This is a genomic window from Actinomadura rudentiformis (assembly GCF_008923185.1).
Taxonomy (GTDB): domain Bacteria; phylum Actinomycetota; class Actinomycetes; order Streptosporangiales; family Streptosporangiaceae; genus Spirillospora; species Spirillospora rudentiformis.
The window spans coordinates 66,957-81,932 of record NZ_WBMT01000037.1 but is presented as its reverse complement, the minus strand read 5'-3'; the positions used below and the strand labels follow the sequence as shown (position 1 = coordinate 81,932).

Genomic DNA, 14,976 nt, shown 5'->3' with positions numbered 1-14,976 from the left:
GTCAGAGCGGCGGCGGTCAGCAGGGCCAGCAAGGCCAGCGGGGCGGCGGCGGCCAGCGGGGCGGCGGCCAAGCTGGGCGCGGCGGCGGCCAAGGTGGGCGCGGTGGCCGCGACTCCGGTTCGGGCGGCGGCGGTGGCGGCGCTATGGCGGACGCACTGCGGCGGGCAGGCCTCGACAAGGGCCTTCCCAGCCAAGGCAAGGGCGGCGGTAAGGGGCGCGATAAGCGCCGCTAGACGCTTCTAGCCCTCGTAGGGGCCGGGCGGAGGAGGCGTCGGCCGGGCGGGATACCGCCCGGTCGGCCTCTCCTCCGCTTGCGCAGGCGGCTGGTTGGCCTGGTCAGGTGGCACGATTGCTTGACCCGGCGGGTTCGGTTGGCCGGGTGGTTCGGCAACGTTCGGCTGGCGGGGCGGTGGCACGTTCGGCTGGCCCGGTTCCGGCGCATCCGGTTGAACGGGTGACTGCGGTGGTGTCGGAGACGACAACGGCGTGGCGCCCGCGAACGGGATTCCTGCTAGCGGATCGCGGACGAGCGGAGCCTGCGGCAGCGGCCCGCGCGCGGCCGGTGAGGCTTGGCCGAAGGGATCCTGAGCGGGCGGCACTTCCTCGTAGCCCGAGCCGGCGTTCTCGCGTACGGGATCGTGGCGCGGGAACTGCAGTACCGCGATCGCACCCAGCGCCAGCGCGCCCAGCCGTAGCGAGAAGTGCTGGAAGTCGCTAGGCCAGGGCTCGGCGTACATGAACGTGCCCATGAGCAGCAGGTACGTCTTGGCGCTCACCGTCATCACGGTCGCCACGATCGTCACCCGGCAACGCTGGAACGCGGCGACCAAGATGCCGAAGCCGAGCGCGGCCGACAGCACTGTGATGTACGGGTACGGGGTCGACAGGATGTCCAGGCCCTTGGCGCCGTTGTCGCTCCACCCCTTGATGGCGAGCTCGGCGGTACCGACCGGGAAGCCGGAGCTCAGCCCGTACGCGATGCCCGTGATCGGACGCGCATGCCGCCCGTCCGGCCGGTAGTCGCTCAGGATGATGATCAGCAGCGGCACCAGGATCGCCGGGCCGACCACCACGCCGAGCTTCCAGAGCGGCACGTCGACCGTCTCCAGCGGGGGCGGGTCGCCGATCGACAGTGCGAGCAGCACCATCGCCGCGCCGATCAGCACGAGGCTGAGCCACTCGCGGGCGGTCATGCGCTCGCCGAAGAAGATCATCGAGATGAGGATCAGCGGGACGACCCCGGACATGAAGACCGGGACGGCGATGCCAAGGGACAGTTTGGTCAGCGCGAGGATCTGCAGGCTGAGGCCGCCCAGGACGAGCGCGAGACCGACCAGGAAGATCCAGTTGGTGAGGACCACCCAGACCGTGCGCGGGATCCGGTTACCGCGGACGGGCTCCATCCGGTCCGCGGCGAGCTTGAAGATGGCGAAGCCGACGTAATAAAGCCCGGTTGCCCCAAAGGCCGCAACTATCCCGTTCATCCCGCACGAGTATGAGGGTTGACGTGCTCTATGTCACACCCTTACGCAACACGCGTCACGGTAGGAGATCGGCCGTCGGGGGCTTTCCCTGCGCCTTCTGTGCTGCTGATGTCCTCACCCGCCGTCCGGACCCCATAGACTTGGCGCGCGAGGCGCGGAGCCGGTTCTTCGGCGTGCCCGCGTCCGAGACCAAGACTGATTGGCTGAGTACGCGTCGAACCTCGAACGCCGCGGCCGAGACAGCGCCGGATCCAAGGAGACCTACCCCAGTGAAGACCGATGTCGAGGAGCTGACCCCCACGAGGGTCAAGCTCACCGTCGAGGTTCCGTTCGACGAGCTCAAGCCGAACCTCGACAAGGCGTACAAGGAGATCTCGCAGCAGGTCAGCATCAAGGGCTTCCGCCGCGGCAAGGTTCCCGCCCCGCTGATCGACAAGTACGTCGGCCGGGGTGCGGTCCTGCAGGAGGCGGTCAACGACGCGCTGCCCGAGCTGTACGGGCGCGCCGTCGAGGAGAAGGAGCTCTTCGTCCTCGGCCAGCCCGAGGTCGAGGTGACCGAGCTCAACGACGGTGAGCAGTTCGCGTTCACCGCCGAGGTCGACATCCGGCCCAAGTTCGAGGTGCCGGACTACGACGGCCTCGAGGTCACCGTCGAGACCGCCGAGGTCACCGACGAGCAGATCGACGAGACCGTCGACAACCTGCGCGAGCGGTTCGCCTCGCTGACCACCGTCGAGCGCGCCGTCGAGGAGGGTGACTTCGCCACCGTCGACCTGGCCGCCACGATCGACGGCGAGGACATCGAGGACGCCTCCACCAGCGGTTACTCCTACGAGGTCGGCAGCAAGTCGGCCATCGAGGGCCTGGACGACGCCCTGATCGGCCTGAAGGCCGGCGAGAGCAAGACGTTCACCAGCACCCTGGTCGGCGGCGAGCGCGCCGGCGAGGAGGCCGAGGTCACCGTCACGGTGCAGAGCGTCAAGGTCAAGAACATGCCGGAGCTGGACGACGACTTCGCCCAGATGGCCAGCGAGTTCGACACCATCGGCGAGCTGCGCGACGACGTGAAGAACCGCCTCGACCGCCAGGGCCGGATGCAGCAGCTGTCCGACGCCCGTGACAAGGCCCTCGAGGCCCTCCTCGAGAAGGTCGAGATCCCGCTGCCGGAGAAGGTCGTCGAGGAAGAGATCGGCCGCCGCAACCAGCAGCTGGAGCAGCAGCTCCAGATGGCCGGCATGACCAAGGCCGACTACCTCAAGGACGAGGACAAGTCCGAGGAGGACTTCGACCAGGAGGTGGCCGACGCCGCCGCGCTGGCCGTCAAGGGCGGCTTCGTGCTCGACCAGCTCGCCGTGCAGGAGGAGCTGGGCGTCGAGAACGAGGAGCTCAGCGAGTACGTGGTCACGCAGGCCATGCAGATGGGCGTGGCCCCGCAGCAGCTGGCCCAGTACCTCACCGACAACAACCAGCTCCCGGCGATCGTGTCGGAGGTGCTGCGCAGCAAGGCCCTCAACCTCGTGGTCGAGCACGTCACGGTCAAGGACGAGGCCGGCAACGTGATCGACGTCGAGGCCGTCCGGCGCGAGCTGAACGGCGAGACGGGCGAGACCGTAGAGGCCGAGACCGCCGACGCCACGGACACCGACACCACGGATGCCGACGCCGCGGACGCCGACACCACGGAGGCCCCGGAGGCCGCCGCTGACGAGGCCGCGGCCGGAGAGCCTGCCGGGTCCCGGGACGAGGACAAGAAGGACGCCTGACGCCCTCTCAGCCCCTCCTGAGATCACCACAGAAGCTCCGCACCCCGCCAAGGGGTGCGGGGCTTCTGCATACGTGCCCCGGATGTGGGTGCCTGGCTCCCCACCGGGCGGGGCGTCTGCTATCCGCAATCGCGGACGGGGCGTGCATAGTCTCCGGCGACCGGAGTTACGGGGACCACCGAGTTACCGGTGACCAGCGAGCTGCTGTGTCGACCGAGCGGCTGGTGCCCGCCGAGCCAGTGATGACCGGCGAGACCCCCGTCACCAGCGACTGCGAGAACCCCGGCCCGCACGCGAGCGCGCGGCGCTGAGCGGGGAGCGAGCCGCAGGCGAAGCTCCCCGCGAAGATCGCGAAGCGATGTCGCGCTCGCCCGCTTTTGCGGTTCGGGCCTGAGCCGCCAGGCGAAGGTCCGAGGCCGCAAGAGCCAGTCAACACAGCTACGCCCCGAGCGAAAAGGCGGGGCTCCCGGCTTAAACGGTGGCGGGAGCGCGTTAATGTCCAATCATCCGAACCGATTAAAGGACCGGAGGAACACCCGGTGAGCATGCCTCCGACTTTCGACGAGTCGTCGCCGATCCAGGCGCGGGTGGCCGAGGCGCCCCTGCTTCCCCTGGGTGAGCAGCTTTTCCAGCGCCTGCTGCGGCAGCGGATCGTCGTGCTCGGCCAGCAGGTCGACGACGACATCGCCAACCGCATCTGCGCCGAGCTGCTCCTGCTGTCCGCCGAGGACGGCCGCCGCGACATCACGATCTACATCAACTCGCCCGGTGGCTCCGTCACCGCCGGCATGGCGATCTACGACATCATGCAGTACGTCCCGAACGACATCGTGACGGTCGGCATGGGCCTGGCCGCCTCGATGGGGCAGTTCCTGCTCTGCGCGGGCACGACCGGCAAGCGCTTCGCCCTGCCGCACGCGCGGATCATGATGCACCAGCCGTCCGGCGGTATCGGCGGCACGGCCTCGGACATCAAGATCCAGGCCGAGCAGATGCTGTACGTCAAGAAGACGCTCGCCGAGAAGATCGCCTTCCACACGGGCCAGGAGCTGGACCAGATCGAGCGCGACTCTGACCGTGACCGCTGGTTCACCGCCGCCGAGGCCAAGGACTACGGCTTCGTCGACCACGTGGTGGAGAGCGCGACCCAGGTGCCCTCCGAGGGCCCCGTCTCCTGACGACTGAATCTTTATCGGAGGCACACAGTGAGCGACCTGATCAGGCCCAACCTGGTGACGGCGGGTGGCGCGACCCCCGTCGACAACCGCTACATCATTCCGTCCTTCGTCGAGCGCACCACGTACGGGGTCAAGGAGATGAACCCGTACAACAAGCTCTTCGAGGAGCGGATCATCTTCCTCGGGGTGCAGATCGACGACGCGTCGGCCAACGACGTGATGGCCCAGCTGATCACCCTGGAGTCGATCGACCCGGACCGCGATATAAGCATCTACATCAACTCGCCGGGCGGCTCGTTCACCGCCATGACGGCGATCTACGACACGATGCAGTTCGTCAAGCCGGACGTGCAGACCGTCTGCATCGGCCAGGCGGCCTCCGCCGCCGCCGTCCTCCTCGCCGCCGGCACGCCCGGCAAGCGGGCCGCCCTGCCCAACTCGCGGATCCTGATCCATCAGCCCGCGACCGAGGGCACGTACGGGCAGTCCAGCGACATCGAGATCCAGGCCCGCGAGATCATGCGGATCCGGGAGCTCCTTGAGGACATCCTCGCCAAGCACAGTGGCAAGGATCTGGCCACGGTGCGGCACGACATCGAGCGTGACAAGATCCTTACTGCTGAGGAAGCCAAGGCATACGGTTTGATCGACGACGTCTTCGTCAGCAGGAAGCGCAAGGCCGAGGTAGTGTCGTCCTGAGACGGCAACCCGGATGAGGGAGACCCCCAGCCCGGTCGTCATACTTCCGGGCGAGGGGCTTACCAAGTCCGTTGGAGACGGTAACGTCGAATCCAACGTCGAGAGCCTTCGGGACGCAACCGAGCTGCGCCGCATCCTCTCAGGCGGGCGGCCCCACGAAAAGGAGACAGTTGGGTGGCACGCATCGGCGACGGTGGTGACCTGCTCAAGTGCTCGTTCTGCGGGAAGAGCCAGAAGCAGGTCAAGAAGCTCATCGCGGGTCCGGGCGTGTACATCTGCGACGAGTGCATCGATCTCTGCAACGAGATCATCGAGGAGGAGCTCTCCGAGACCTCCGACCTCAAGTGGGACAGTCTGCCCAAGCCGCGGGAGATCTTTGATTTCCTCGACTCCTACGTCATCGGGCAGGAAACGGCCAAAAAAGCTCTTTCGGTGGCCGTCTACAACCACTACAAGCGGATCCAGTCGGGAGACAACAGCAGGGACGACGCGGTCGAGCTGGCCAAGTCCAACATCCTGCTGCTGGGCCCGACCGGTTCCGGCAAAACGCTGCTCGCGCAGACGCTCGCCAAGCTTCTCAACGTCCCGTTCGCCATCGCGGACGCCACCGCCCTCACCGAGGCCGGCTATGTGGGCGAGGACGTTGAGAACATCCTGCTGAAGTTGATCCAGGCGGCCGACTACGACGTCAAGAAGGCCGAGACCGGGATCATCTACATCGACGAGGTCGACAAGATCGCTCGCAAGAGCGAAAACCCGTCGATCACCCGGGACGTCTCGGGTGAGGGCGTGCAGCAGGCCCTGCTGAAGATCCTGGAGGGCACCACCGCGAGCGTCCCGCCCCAGGGCGGCCGCAAGCACCCCCACCAGGAGTTCATCCAGATCGACACCACCAACGTGCTGTTCATCTGCGGTGGCGCCTTCGCCGGCCTGGAGAAGATCGTCGAATCCCGCGTCGGGAAACAGGGCATGGGCTTCGGCGCGGTCATCCGCTCCAAGACCGAGTTCGACGAGTCGGTCAACGTGCTCGCCGACGTCATGCCCGAGGACCTTCTCAAGTTCGGCATGATCCCCGAGTTCGTCGGCCGCCTGCCGGTGATCACCAGCGTGCACAACCTGGACCGTGAGGCCCTGATCAACATCCTCACCGAGCCCAAGAACGCGCTGGTCCGCCAGTACCACCGGCTCTTCGAGCTGGACGGGGTCGACCTGGAGTTCACCGACGACGCCCTCGAGGCGATCGCCGACCAGGCCATCCTCCGAGGCACCGGCGCCCGTGGCCTCCGCGCCATCATGGAGGAGGTCCTCCTCTCCGTGATGTACGAGGTCCCGTCCCGCCACGACGTGGCCCGCGTCGTGATCACCCGGGAAGCCGTCCTGGAGCACGTCAACCCGACTCTGGTCCCGCGCGAACGCACCAAGCGCGAACCCCGCGAAAAGTCGGCCTGAGTCAACCGAACGAAACGCCCCTCCCCGGAGGGGCGTTTCGCATGCCTGGCCAGGCTCGCTGCCTGGTCGTGCGCCGCTCATATCCCTTCTGGCCGGATGCGCACTGCCCAGGCACCCACTGGCCGAGCGCATGCCGGTCGGGTGCGTACTGGTCGGGCGCGTGCCGGTCGGGGGCTCCATTCCACGCCGCCGACTGCATCGTCCTCGGCCGGGATCGCCTGCAGCAACCTGGCCCAGGTTCCGTCCTCGTCCCAGCGTTTCCATCGTTCGTAGCAGGTCTGCCAAGGCCTGCACCGTTCAGGGATATCCGCCAGGGCGCACCCGTCCGCAGCCGCCACCAGGTCCCGTTGATGACCTGGGAGTGATCCCGCCACGGCCGTCCACGCCCGTCCATCTGCGGCAACAGCGACTCAAGCCGCACCCATGCAGGCTCGGTCAACTCACCACCACGCACCACACCACACATCACACAAACATCCACCGCTCGGCGGCGGATGTTGGTCAGACACGACCTAGCCGGGTTCACTGGTCGGTTGCGTGCCGGTCAGGTATGTGCTGGTCGGGGGCGTCCCGGTCGGATGCGTGCTGGTCAGGGGCGTGCTGGTCGGGTGCGCGTTGGCCGGGTCCGTGTGGTCAGGTGCGCGTCGTTCAAGACCATGCCGGACACGTCTGCGGTGGTAGTTACGCGTTCGTCAGGTTCGCCTGGCCTGGTCGGTGTCCTTGAGCTTCGCGGCGTTCAGGCAAGTGCGTCGGAAGACGCAGACCTTGATGATCTCCCTCCTCTACGCTTAGCTCAAGTGAACAGTGGTGTTTGACTGACCCCGGGTAGGTGGAATGTCCGGCGCAGCACTCAGGGCGCTCAGGGCCAGTGATCCGGAGCGGATCGGGCCGTACCGATTGCTGGCACGACTGGGAACCGGCGGGATGGGCCAGGTCTATCTCGGTCGCTCGCAGGGGCGGCGGCTGGTCGCGGTCAAGGTCGTCCACCCGCACTTCGCTGACAACGCGGCGTTCCGGCGGCGGTTCGCCAAGGAGGTCGCGGCGGCACGGCGCATCGGTGGCTTCTACACCGCGCAGGTGGTGGACGCCGACACCGACGCCGATCCGCCATGGCTGGTGACGGAGTACATCGCCGGGCCGTCGTTGCAGGAAGCCATCGACGAGAACGGCCCGTTGCCCGAAGTGGCGGTCGCGGCGCTCGGTGCCGGGCTCGCCGAAGGGTTGGGGGCCGTCCACGACCAGAACGTGATCCACCGAGACCTCAAGCCGGGGAACGTGCTGCTGGCCCAGGACGGGCCGCGGATCATCGACTTCGGCATCGCCCGCGCGATGGACGCCCCCTCGCAGAGCGTGTCCATGGTGGTGGTGGGCACGCCCGGGTACATGTCGCCCGAGCAGTACGTGGGCGGCGACATCGAAACGTCCAGCGACGTGTTCTGCCTGGCCGCCGTGCTGGCCTTCGCGGCAACTGGCCGGCACCCCTTCGGGGAGGGGCCGGCCGATGCCCTCGGTTACCGCGTCCGCCACGAGGACCCGGACCTGACGGGAGTCCCGGCGTCGCTGTGGTCCCTGGTCGCCGGCGGGCTGGAGAAGGATCCCGATGACCGGCCTGCGGTCGGGGAGTTCCTGGACCGCTGTTCCGCGTTGGCGGCGGGCGAGGCGATGTCGCTGCCCGAGACGTTCACCACGATGATCGCCACGCGGGTGGCCGAGACCGAGGTCTTCGTGGGGAGGCCCGAGGAGAAGGAGGCCCGCCCTCCGCAGGACGAGCAGAAGCAGACGCGGCGTCAGCGACCGTCAGAGCAACGCCCGCCAGAGCAGCAGAAGCCGGAGCAGGGGCGCGCTCCGCAGGGGCAGCGCCCCTCGATCCAGCCCTCGGGCCTGCCTCCGGCCAGGCCGCCGGGGAGGCCCTCGACCAAGCCCGATGTCGGTGTCGTGGCCGGTGTCGTGGGCGTCCTGCTGGTCGTGGTGTTGATCGCCGTGGCCAGCGCCAACCGGTCCGGCGTGACGAGCAAGACCGGCGCCGGCTCGCCCCGGACTTCGACCGCGACCGAGACGCCGAGTGAGACTCCGAGCTCTAGCCGTACGAGCAGCTTCACCAGCGGTAGCGGGAGTACGTATAGCCCGAGCCCGACGCCCGACCCGACCTATGAGGCGTTCGATCAGATCTCGGTCGGAGACTGCCTGGACGCGTACAAGGACCCCTATGACTCCACTGAGTGGACCAAGACCATGCCGAACGCGGTCTCCTGCAGCCGGAGTGACGCCTCCCTGAAGGTCTTCGGGATCGAGGACTCGAGCTCCTCGTGCGACGCCGAGGCACTCGACGGAGAGTCATGGTGGAGGTCTCCCACGCATGACGGGGACAACATCTATCTCTGCGTGCGGAGGCAGTTCAGGCAGGGGGAGTGCTTCCTGGGCAAGAAGGGCAGCACGTCGGGCCGGGTGGCCATCACCGGACACGGCCTGATGACCTCATGGGGTTGCGGCAAGAGCACCGTCCCGAAGGGTTTCAATTACATCCTCAAATTCACCGGCTACTACGAGAGCAGGTGCCCCACCGGCTCGCGGACATGGGACAACTACCTCAAGGGCGTACTCTGCGCCCGAGTCGCCTGAAAGCCGCCGACCGCCTGGCCGCGGTGCCTTTGCCTGACCGTCGACTGCCTGCTCCGACTTCGACGACTTCGTCAGGTCCGACGCGCATCGTCTCTACACCGGCAAGTGTGACGCTATTCACATCGCAACCAAACGCTTGCTAGGCTCCGCCCATGATTTCCACGCTTGTCTGGGGGACCGGCAACGTCGGCCGGCTGGCCGTCCGCGCCGTCCACGCGCACCCGGCGCTCGACCTCGCGGCCGTGCTCGTCAACAACCCGGACAAAGTGGGCCGCGACGCGGGTCATCTCGGCGGGCTCGGCCACCAGCTCGGCATCGCGGCGACCGACGACGTCGACGCAGTGCTCGCCGCTCGTCCCCAGGCAGTGGTGTACGCGGCGTCCGGGGAACTGCGTCCCGATGACGCCGTCGCCGACATCACCAAGGCGATCAGGGCCGGGGCCGTCGTCGTCACGCCGTCCCTCTACGCGCTCTACGACCAGCGCAACGCCCCGCCCGAACTCCGCGATCCGATCCTGGCCGCGATCGCCGAGGGCGGTGGTTCGCTCTTCGTCTCCGGAGTCGACCCGGGCTGGGGCAACGACGTGCTCCCCGTTCTGATCAGTGGCCTGGGCGGCACCATCAATGCGATCCGCTGCCAGGAGATCTTCGACTACTCCACGTACGACCAGGAGGACTCGGTCCGCTACATCGTCGGCATGGGCCAGCCGATGGACTACGAGCCACCCATGGTCGCCCCGACGATCCCGACCATGGTCTGGGGCGGCCAGATCCGCCTGATTGCCCGAGCCCTGGACGTCGAGCTGGACGAGATCCGCGAAATCGTGGCCCGCCGCGAACTCGACACCACCGTGCGCACCTCCACCATGGGCGAGTTCGAGAAGGGCACCCAAGGGGCTCTCCGTTTCGAGGTCCAGGGGATCATCGACGGCGAGCCACGCATCGTCATCGAACACGTCACCCGCATCCACCCGTCCTGCGCCCCGGACTGGCCGGCCCCGCCCGACGGCGACGGCGCGCATCGCGTGATCGTCGAGGGCGACCCGCGCATCGAGGTCACGGTCGAGGCCACCGACGAGGACGGCAACCGGGCTGCGGGCGGCAACGCCACGGCCGTCGGCCGCCTCGTCGGCGCCATCGACTGGCTCGTGGCCGCCGAGCCGGGCCTCTACGACGCGCTCGACGTCCCCCTGAGACCCGCGATCGGCAAGCTCGGAAGGAAACCATGAACATCGACATCCCCGAGGGCAAGGACCCGATCGAGTACGTCTGGGGCGAGATGATCCCCGGCATCGGTCCCGCCGCCGCGAACTTCTCCCTCTCCGTCTACGCCCACACGACCCTCGGCCTCCGCGAGTTCGAGGCCGCACGCCTGCGCATCGCCCAGATCAACGGTTGTGTCTTCTGCCTCGACTGGCGTACGGAACGCGACGGCCAGAAAGTGGAGGACGGCTTCCCCGAATCAGTCACCAACTGGCGCACCACCGACGCGTTCGACGACCGCACCCGCCTGGCCGCCGAGTACGCCGAACGCTACGCCCTGGACCACCACAACCTCGATGAAGACTTCTGGGACCGCATGACCACCCACTACACCCAGCAAGAGATCGTCGAACTGAGCATGAGCCTGGGCTCCTGGCTGGCCTTCGGCCGCCTCAACCACGTCCTGGGACTGGACACAATGTGCGTCCTCCCCACCCACCGCTGAAGTCTCCAAAGCCTCACCCGAGTCGGGGAGCTGCCCCCCAAAAGCATCGCCCTCGCTAACGCTCGGACAGCCCAATTGGGGCTTCGCCCCAAGCCCCGGTGGGGGCTCCGCCCCCACACCCCCGACCTCTTCCGTTGAGCCCCATGAAATGCCGGAGTCGGCCCACTGCCCGATCAGCCATGCCAGCTCGTTCGCCCAAGGATCGGGATTGAGTTCAACGCCCCTTCGCATAGAACACCTGGGCGATCAGACCCAGCGTTAGCTAGGGATCGGGTTGTCCGGTGAGTCGAGCCAGATCGTCTGCCCTTCCGGCGTCACGGTCATTCCGAAGCGGTCCCGGCCAGGTTCACGCCAGGTGACCCATTGGAAGTACGCCGCCTCCACCTCATTCCACAGGGAGCGGTCTCCGGCTTGCTCCACGTCGTAGGCGTCCTTGCCTTGCTCGTAGGTTGCCTTGGCCCAAGAGCCGTCAGTTGACCACAGCCACAACGTGTACCTGCCGTCCGATTGAGTGCTCTGGGAGAACACCTCACCAAGCACAGCCGACATCGCCAGATCAGCCCCGGGGGCCGCAAAGGCGATCGTGCGGGGGTCGAGTGCGGTTCTGGAGCGTGACGCCTCTAGGTCTCCTAGAGCGAGTTCAGGTCGTCGCTGCGAACGGCTCATCATGTATGAGGCGTAACCCGGAAAGCGGCCCACAGCGGTGCCGTCCGGCATCACCACAAGCCTTAGCTCATGGCCATACCCGAACCCGGGGGAGTAGGGCAGCACGATCACCCCTCCGGGCCTGGTCTGTTCGACCCACGCATGAGGCACGACGCGCACGCCACAGGTGACGTGCACGCGGTCGTACGGCGTCGCCTGAGGCCACCCGTCCATGCCATCTCCGACGATCAGCCGAGGTGACAGGCCTGCCCCCTGGAGATTGTCCGCCGCCTGATCGGCGATTTGCGGGTCGATCTCCACACTGACGACATTGTCTTCCCCGGCTAGTTGTGCCAGTAGACCGGCGGTCCATCCAGTTCCAGTGCCAATTTCCAGGACCCGGTGTCCGCGCTCGACGCTGAGCAACTCGAGCAGAGATACAACTGTGCTCGGCGCCGAGCAGGACGATGTGAACATCCCAGCACCCGCGGCTGCATCGGAGGCCCCGTCATCAAGCTGGGTGATGATCGCATCTTGGGCGTAAGCGAGATCGAGCCAGCCGTCAGGGTCAATGTCGCGATCCACGCGGTCGCCCTGCCCCGTCCACGCGATTCGAGGGACGAACGCATGCCTGGGAACGTCGTGCAGCGCTGCCCGCACCTTTTCCCGAGTGAGCCAGCCGTCCACGGCCAGCTGATTCGCCATGGCCTCGATGCGCTGCACGACGTCACCCATGTCGGCTACTTCCCTCGCTTCCCATCGCCCTTGTCATCGGGCTTCTGCGGTGGCGGGATGGGCTTGTCAGGCTTGTGCCCGTTTTTCCCCGCTGGGTCCTCGTGCTTGCCCACTCTTGTTCCCTTCACTGTGTCAGCGCGGCCGGTCACCGCGCTTGGAACCCTCAGCGCAGACGGGTTATTTGTGCCTACGACAAGTCCTCGCCGTTCGGGGCGTCCGAAGCTTCAGGAACCTGCGGCAATGGACTCGGATTTCCCTGGCAGCCGAGGGCAAGGGCTGCCCACACGGTCTTGCCGCCTGTCTCGGGTGGATCCTCGCGTACACCCCATGCCTGGGCGACGGCCTCCACGATGGAGAGGCCGCGGCCTCTCGTATCGGTGGGACGGGGACACTGCTTCTTCGGCGGTGACTCCGAGGGGTCCCAGACCTCGATCACCAGGGCATCCGGGAGGTGGACGACCTGGAAACCGATCAGGCTGCCGAAGCTTGCCTTGACCGCGTTCGTGACCAGTTCACTGACGACCAGCGTGGCGATGTCGACATGCTCGCTGAGTCCCCAGCTGTGGAGATGCGCCTCAGTCAGATCACGCAGGCCGCTCACCACAGAAGGAGTGGCGAGCACTCCCTTCCTGAACTCGCGTCCGTTGGCGCGGAGCTTCTCCGTCACGCTCATCATTCCCGGTCCTTGCCATGGTCAGAGGGATCTCGCGTTGTAACGGCGCTCCCCGGAGACCTTCGGATCTGCTCCTCGGAACCGCCAGCGCCTGCGATTCTTCATGGACCGTACGTAGCGTGACCGTACAATTTGTGTGGGTGACAATTTCATGAGGGCCGGAGTCTTGCTCGATGAGTGAGAGCCGAGAGATCGGGCGTCGCGTCGCGTATTGGCGTGAGCGGCGCGGTATGTCACGCAAGCACTTCGCTGACCTGGTCGGCCGCTCTGTGAGCTGGGTCGAGAAGGTGGAGCAAGGCGAGCGTCTTCTGGTACGGATTCCGACCCTCGAACAGGTCGCCGATGTGCTCCAGATCGACTGGCGCGTGCTGGTGGATGACGCCGAGGCCGAGCGGGCCCAGCGGCTTCCTGATGCTATGGAGGTCCTCGCGATCAAGGCGGCTCTCGGCCGCTACGACTCTCTGAGCGTTCCGGCGGTACGGGAAGAACCGCCGGATCTTGATCGCCTTCAGGGTCAGGTTACCTATCTTCTGGAAGCGTTTCTCGCCTCCGATGTCTCCACGGTCGGGCGGACGCTGCCCGGACTTCTCGTCGAGGGACAACGTGCCGTCGTGGCCTTTGCCGGAACGTCCCAGAACAGGGCCGCCTCCTCGCTCGTTACGATCCTCAAGATCGCCAGCTCGACCCTGCACAAGTTCGGGGCCAGCGATCTGGCCTGGCTCGCAGCCGATCGCGCCGTTGCGGCGGCGGTACTCGCAAACGATCCCATGTCACTTGCTCGTGGAGTTCGCTGTGCGGGGCGCGCTCTGATGTCCGTTGGTTTGCCGCGCCAGGCAATGCTTCTCCTGACGAACGCTGCGGATCGTCTTGAACAGGGGATCGAGGATATGTCTCCTGATTTGGTGTCGCTGATCGGCATGGTGTGGTTGGCGGCCGAGATCGCCGCTGCTCGTGATGGGGACGCCGAGGCAGCCCTTGTCATGCATCGCAAGGCTGAGGCGATCGCACGGCGGCTTGGGCCGGAGTACGACGATCGCATGACGGCATTCGGCCTGACGAATGTGGCTCTGCACAGGGTGTCTGCCCTTGTCCGTTTGGGCGACGGGAGAACGGCGCTGGACTATGCCGTGACCGTAGACCCAAATGCGCTGGCTCGGCTTCCTCGGGAACGCAGAGTCAACTATCTGCTCGACTTGGCGGTCGCGCATCAACAGTGTGGGAGCACTGAGGAGGCGGTCGGTGCGCTGTGGCAGGCAGACGCCACGGCACCGCAAGAGGTCCGGCGCCGCCCAGTCGTCCGGGACCTCATAGCCGAGCTCTGGGAGGCGAAAGATGACCTTCAGAGCGCCTCCTGCTTGCGGCGTCTTGCTGGTAACGCTGGACTGTCCGTGTGACCGATGTGGATGGGCGCCGGATCTTGTACGTGATCGTGTGTGGCGCGGGGCCCGCACCGCAGGTTGATCGGCTGGTGAGGTCAGCGCATGGACGTGGATGGGGCGTCTGTGTGGTCCCTACTCCCGCCGCCGTCGACTTCGTCGACGTCGCCATGCTTGAGGCTCTCACCGGGTATCCGGTGCATAGTCGGTACAGGAGGCCGGGGGAATCGGGGCGACTGCCGAAAGCAGACGCGATCATCGTGGCGCCGGCCACTTATAACACGATCAATAAGTGGACGCACGGCATAGCGGACAACTATGCGCTGGGGCTGCTGGCCGAGTTGGTGCCGCTGGGGGTAAGGACGGCAGTGCTGCCCTTCGTGAACTCTGCGCTGGCCGCGAATCCCGTCTTCATGCGCAGCATCGGAGAACTGCGCGCGATGGGGGTCCGGGTGTTGTTCGGGCCGGGGGAGTTCGAGCCGCATCCTCCAGGGACCGGGGGTACACGGCTGGATGCTTATCCCTGGGAATCGGTTCTCGATGCTGTTGAAGGATGCGGCTGAAGGGTTGGGGTGGGGGCGGAGCCCCAGCCTCATCGGGGCGGAGCCCCGTGAGGCTGTCCGAGCGTTAGCGAGGGCCTTGCTTTG

General features: G+C 66.7%; 13 protein-coding genes and 1 pseudogene. 9 read left to right on the top strand and 5 right to left on the bottom strand.

Annotated features, from left to right (window positions below):
• The coding region (locus F8566_RS52545) for a hypothetical protein (RefSeq protein WP_192810283.1) at positions 1-194 on the bottom strand (194 nt) is incomplete at its 3' end.
• A gap of 45 nt (positions 195-239) precedes the next feature.
• Positions 240-1,484 carry a hypothetical protein gene (locus F8566_RS48935; RefSeq protein ID WP_151571247.1) on the bottom strand — a complete coding sequence of 415 codons (1,245 nt, stop codon included), beginning with the start codon at positions 1,482-1,484 and terminating at the stop codon, positions 240-242.
• A gap of 269 nt (positions 1,485-1,753) precedes the next feature.
• On the opposite strand from F8566_RS48935, the gene tig reads away from it, so the two are divergent.
• The 4 genes from tig to clpX all read left to right on the top strand — a co-directional run bounded on the left by tig (position 1,754) and on the right by clpX (position 6,573).
• A complete protein-coding gene (gene tig, locus F8566_RS48930) occupies positions 1,754-3,247 on the top strand; it encodes a trigger factor (protein ID WP_151571245.1) in 1,494 nt (497 codons plus the stop codon).
• A gap of 545 nt (positions 3,248-3,792) precedes the next feature.
• Positions 3,793-4,425, top strand: a complete 633-nt coding sequence (locus tag F8566_RS48925; RefSeq protein ID WP_151571259.1) for a ClpP family protease — start codon at positions 3,793-3,795, stop codon at positions 4,423-4,425.
• Positions 4,426-4,452: 27 nt separating this feature from the next.
• Positions 4,453-5,124, top strand: a complete 672-nt coding sequence (locus F8566_RS48920; RefSeq protein WP_151571243.1) for an ATP-dependent Clp protease proteolytic subunit — start codon at positions 4,453-4,455, stop codon at positions 5,122-5,124.
• 174 nt (positions 5,125-5,298) lie between these two features.
• On the top strand, positions 5,299-6,573 hold the full coding sequence (clpX, locus tag F8566_RS48915; protein ID WP_151571241.1) for an ATP-dependent Clp protease ATP-binding subunit ClpX: 1,275 nt from the start codon (positions 5,299-5,301) through the stop codon (positions 6,571-6,573).
• A gap of 77 nt (positions 6,574-6,650) precedes the next feature.
• Here the strand turns inward: clpX and F8566_RS53225 are convergent.
• Positions 6,651-7,039 (bottom strand): annotated as a pseudogene (locus F8566_RS53225) (transposase).
• A gap of 368 nt (positions 7,040-7,407) precedes the next feature.
• Between F8566_RS53225 and F8566_RS48905 the strand changes: the two are divergent.
• From F8566_RS48905 to F8566_RS48895, 3 genes are all read left to right on the top strand, one after another.
• Positions 7,408-9,192, top strand: coding sequence for a serine/threonine-protein kinase (locus F8566_RS48905; RefSeq protein ID WP_151571237.1), 1,785 nt, complete (start codon positions 7,408-7,410; stop codon positions 9,190-9,192).
• 152 nt (positions 9,193-9,344) lie between these two features.
• Positions 9,345-10,421 (top strand): NAD(P)H-dependent amine dehydrogenase family protein, encoded by a 1,077-nt coding sequence (locus F8566_RS48900; protein WP_151571235.1) that lies wholly within the window; start codon positions 9,345-9,347, stop codon positions 10,419-10,421.
• Positions 10,418-10,900: a carboxymuconolactone decarboxylase family protein gene (locus F8566_RS48895; protein WP_151571233.1), complete on the top strand. Its 483-nt coding sequence runs from the start codon at positions 10,418-10,420 to the stop codon at positions 10,898-10,900. Before F8566_RS48900 ends, F8566_RS48895 begins: the two co-directional genes overlap by 4 nt.
• Before the next feature lie 258 nt (positions 10,901-11,158).
• Here the strand turns inward: F8566_RS48895 and F8566_RS48890 are convergent, their stop codons facing one another.
• Both F8566_RS48890 and F8566_RS48885 read right to left on the bottom strand, forming a co-directional pair.
• On the bottom strand, positions 11,159-12,280 hold the full coding sequence (locus tag F8566_RS48890) for a methyltransferase domain-containing protein (RefSeq protein ID WP_151571231.1): 1,122 nt from the start codon (positions 12,278-12,280) through the stop codon (positions 11,159-11,161).
• A gap of 187 nt (positions 12,281-12,467) precedes the next feature.
• Entirely contained in the window at positions 12,468-12,956 is a 489-nt protein-coding gene (locus F8566_RS48885) for an ATP-binding protein (protein ID WP_151571229.1), read from the bottom strand.
• A gap of 170 nt (positions 12,957-13,126) precedes the next feature.
• On the opposite strand from F8566_RS48885, the gene F8566_RS48880 reads away from it, so the two are divergent.
• Both F8566_RS48880 and F8566_RS48875 read left to right on the top strand, forming a co-directional pair.
• Positions 13,127-14,347, top strand: coding sequence for a helix-turn-helix domain-containing protein (locus F8566_RS48880; protein WP_151571227.1), 1,221 nt, complete (start codon positions 13,127-13,129; stop codon positions 14,345-14,347).
• Positions 14,344-14,892, top strand: coding sequence for a flavoprotein (locus tag F8566_RS48875; RefSeq protein WP_225994225.1), 549 nt, complete (start codon positions 14,344-14,346; stop codon positions 14,890-14,892). Before F8566_RS48880 ends, F8566_RS48875 begins: the two co-directional genes overlap by 4 nt.
• Positions 14,893-14,976 lie beyond the last annotated feature (84 nt).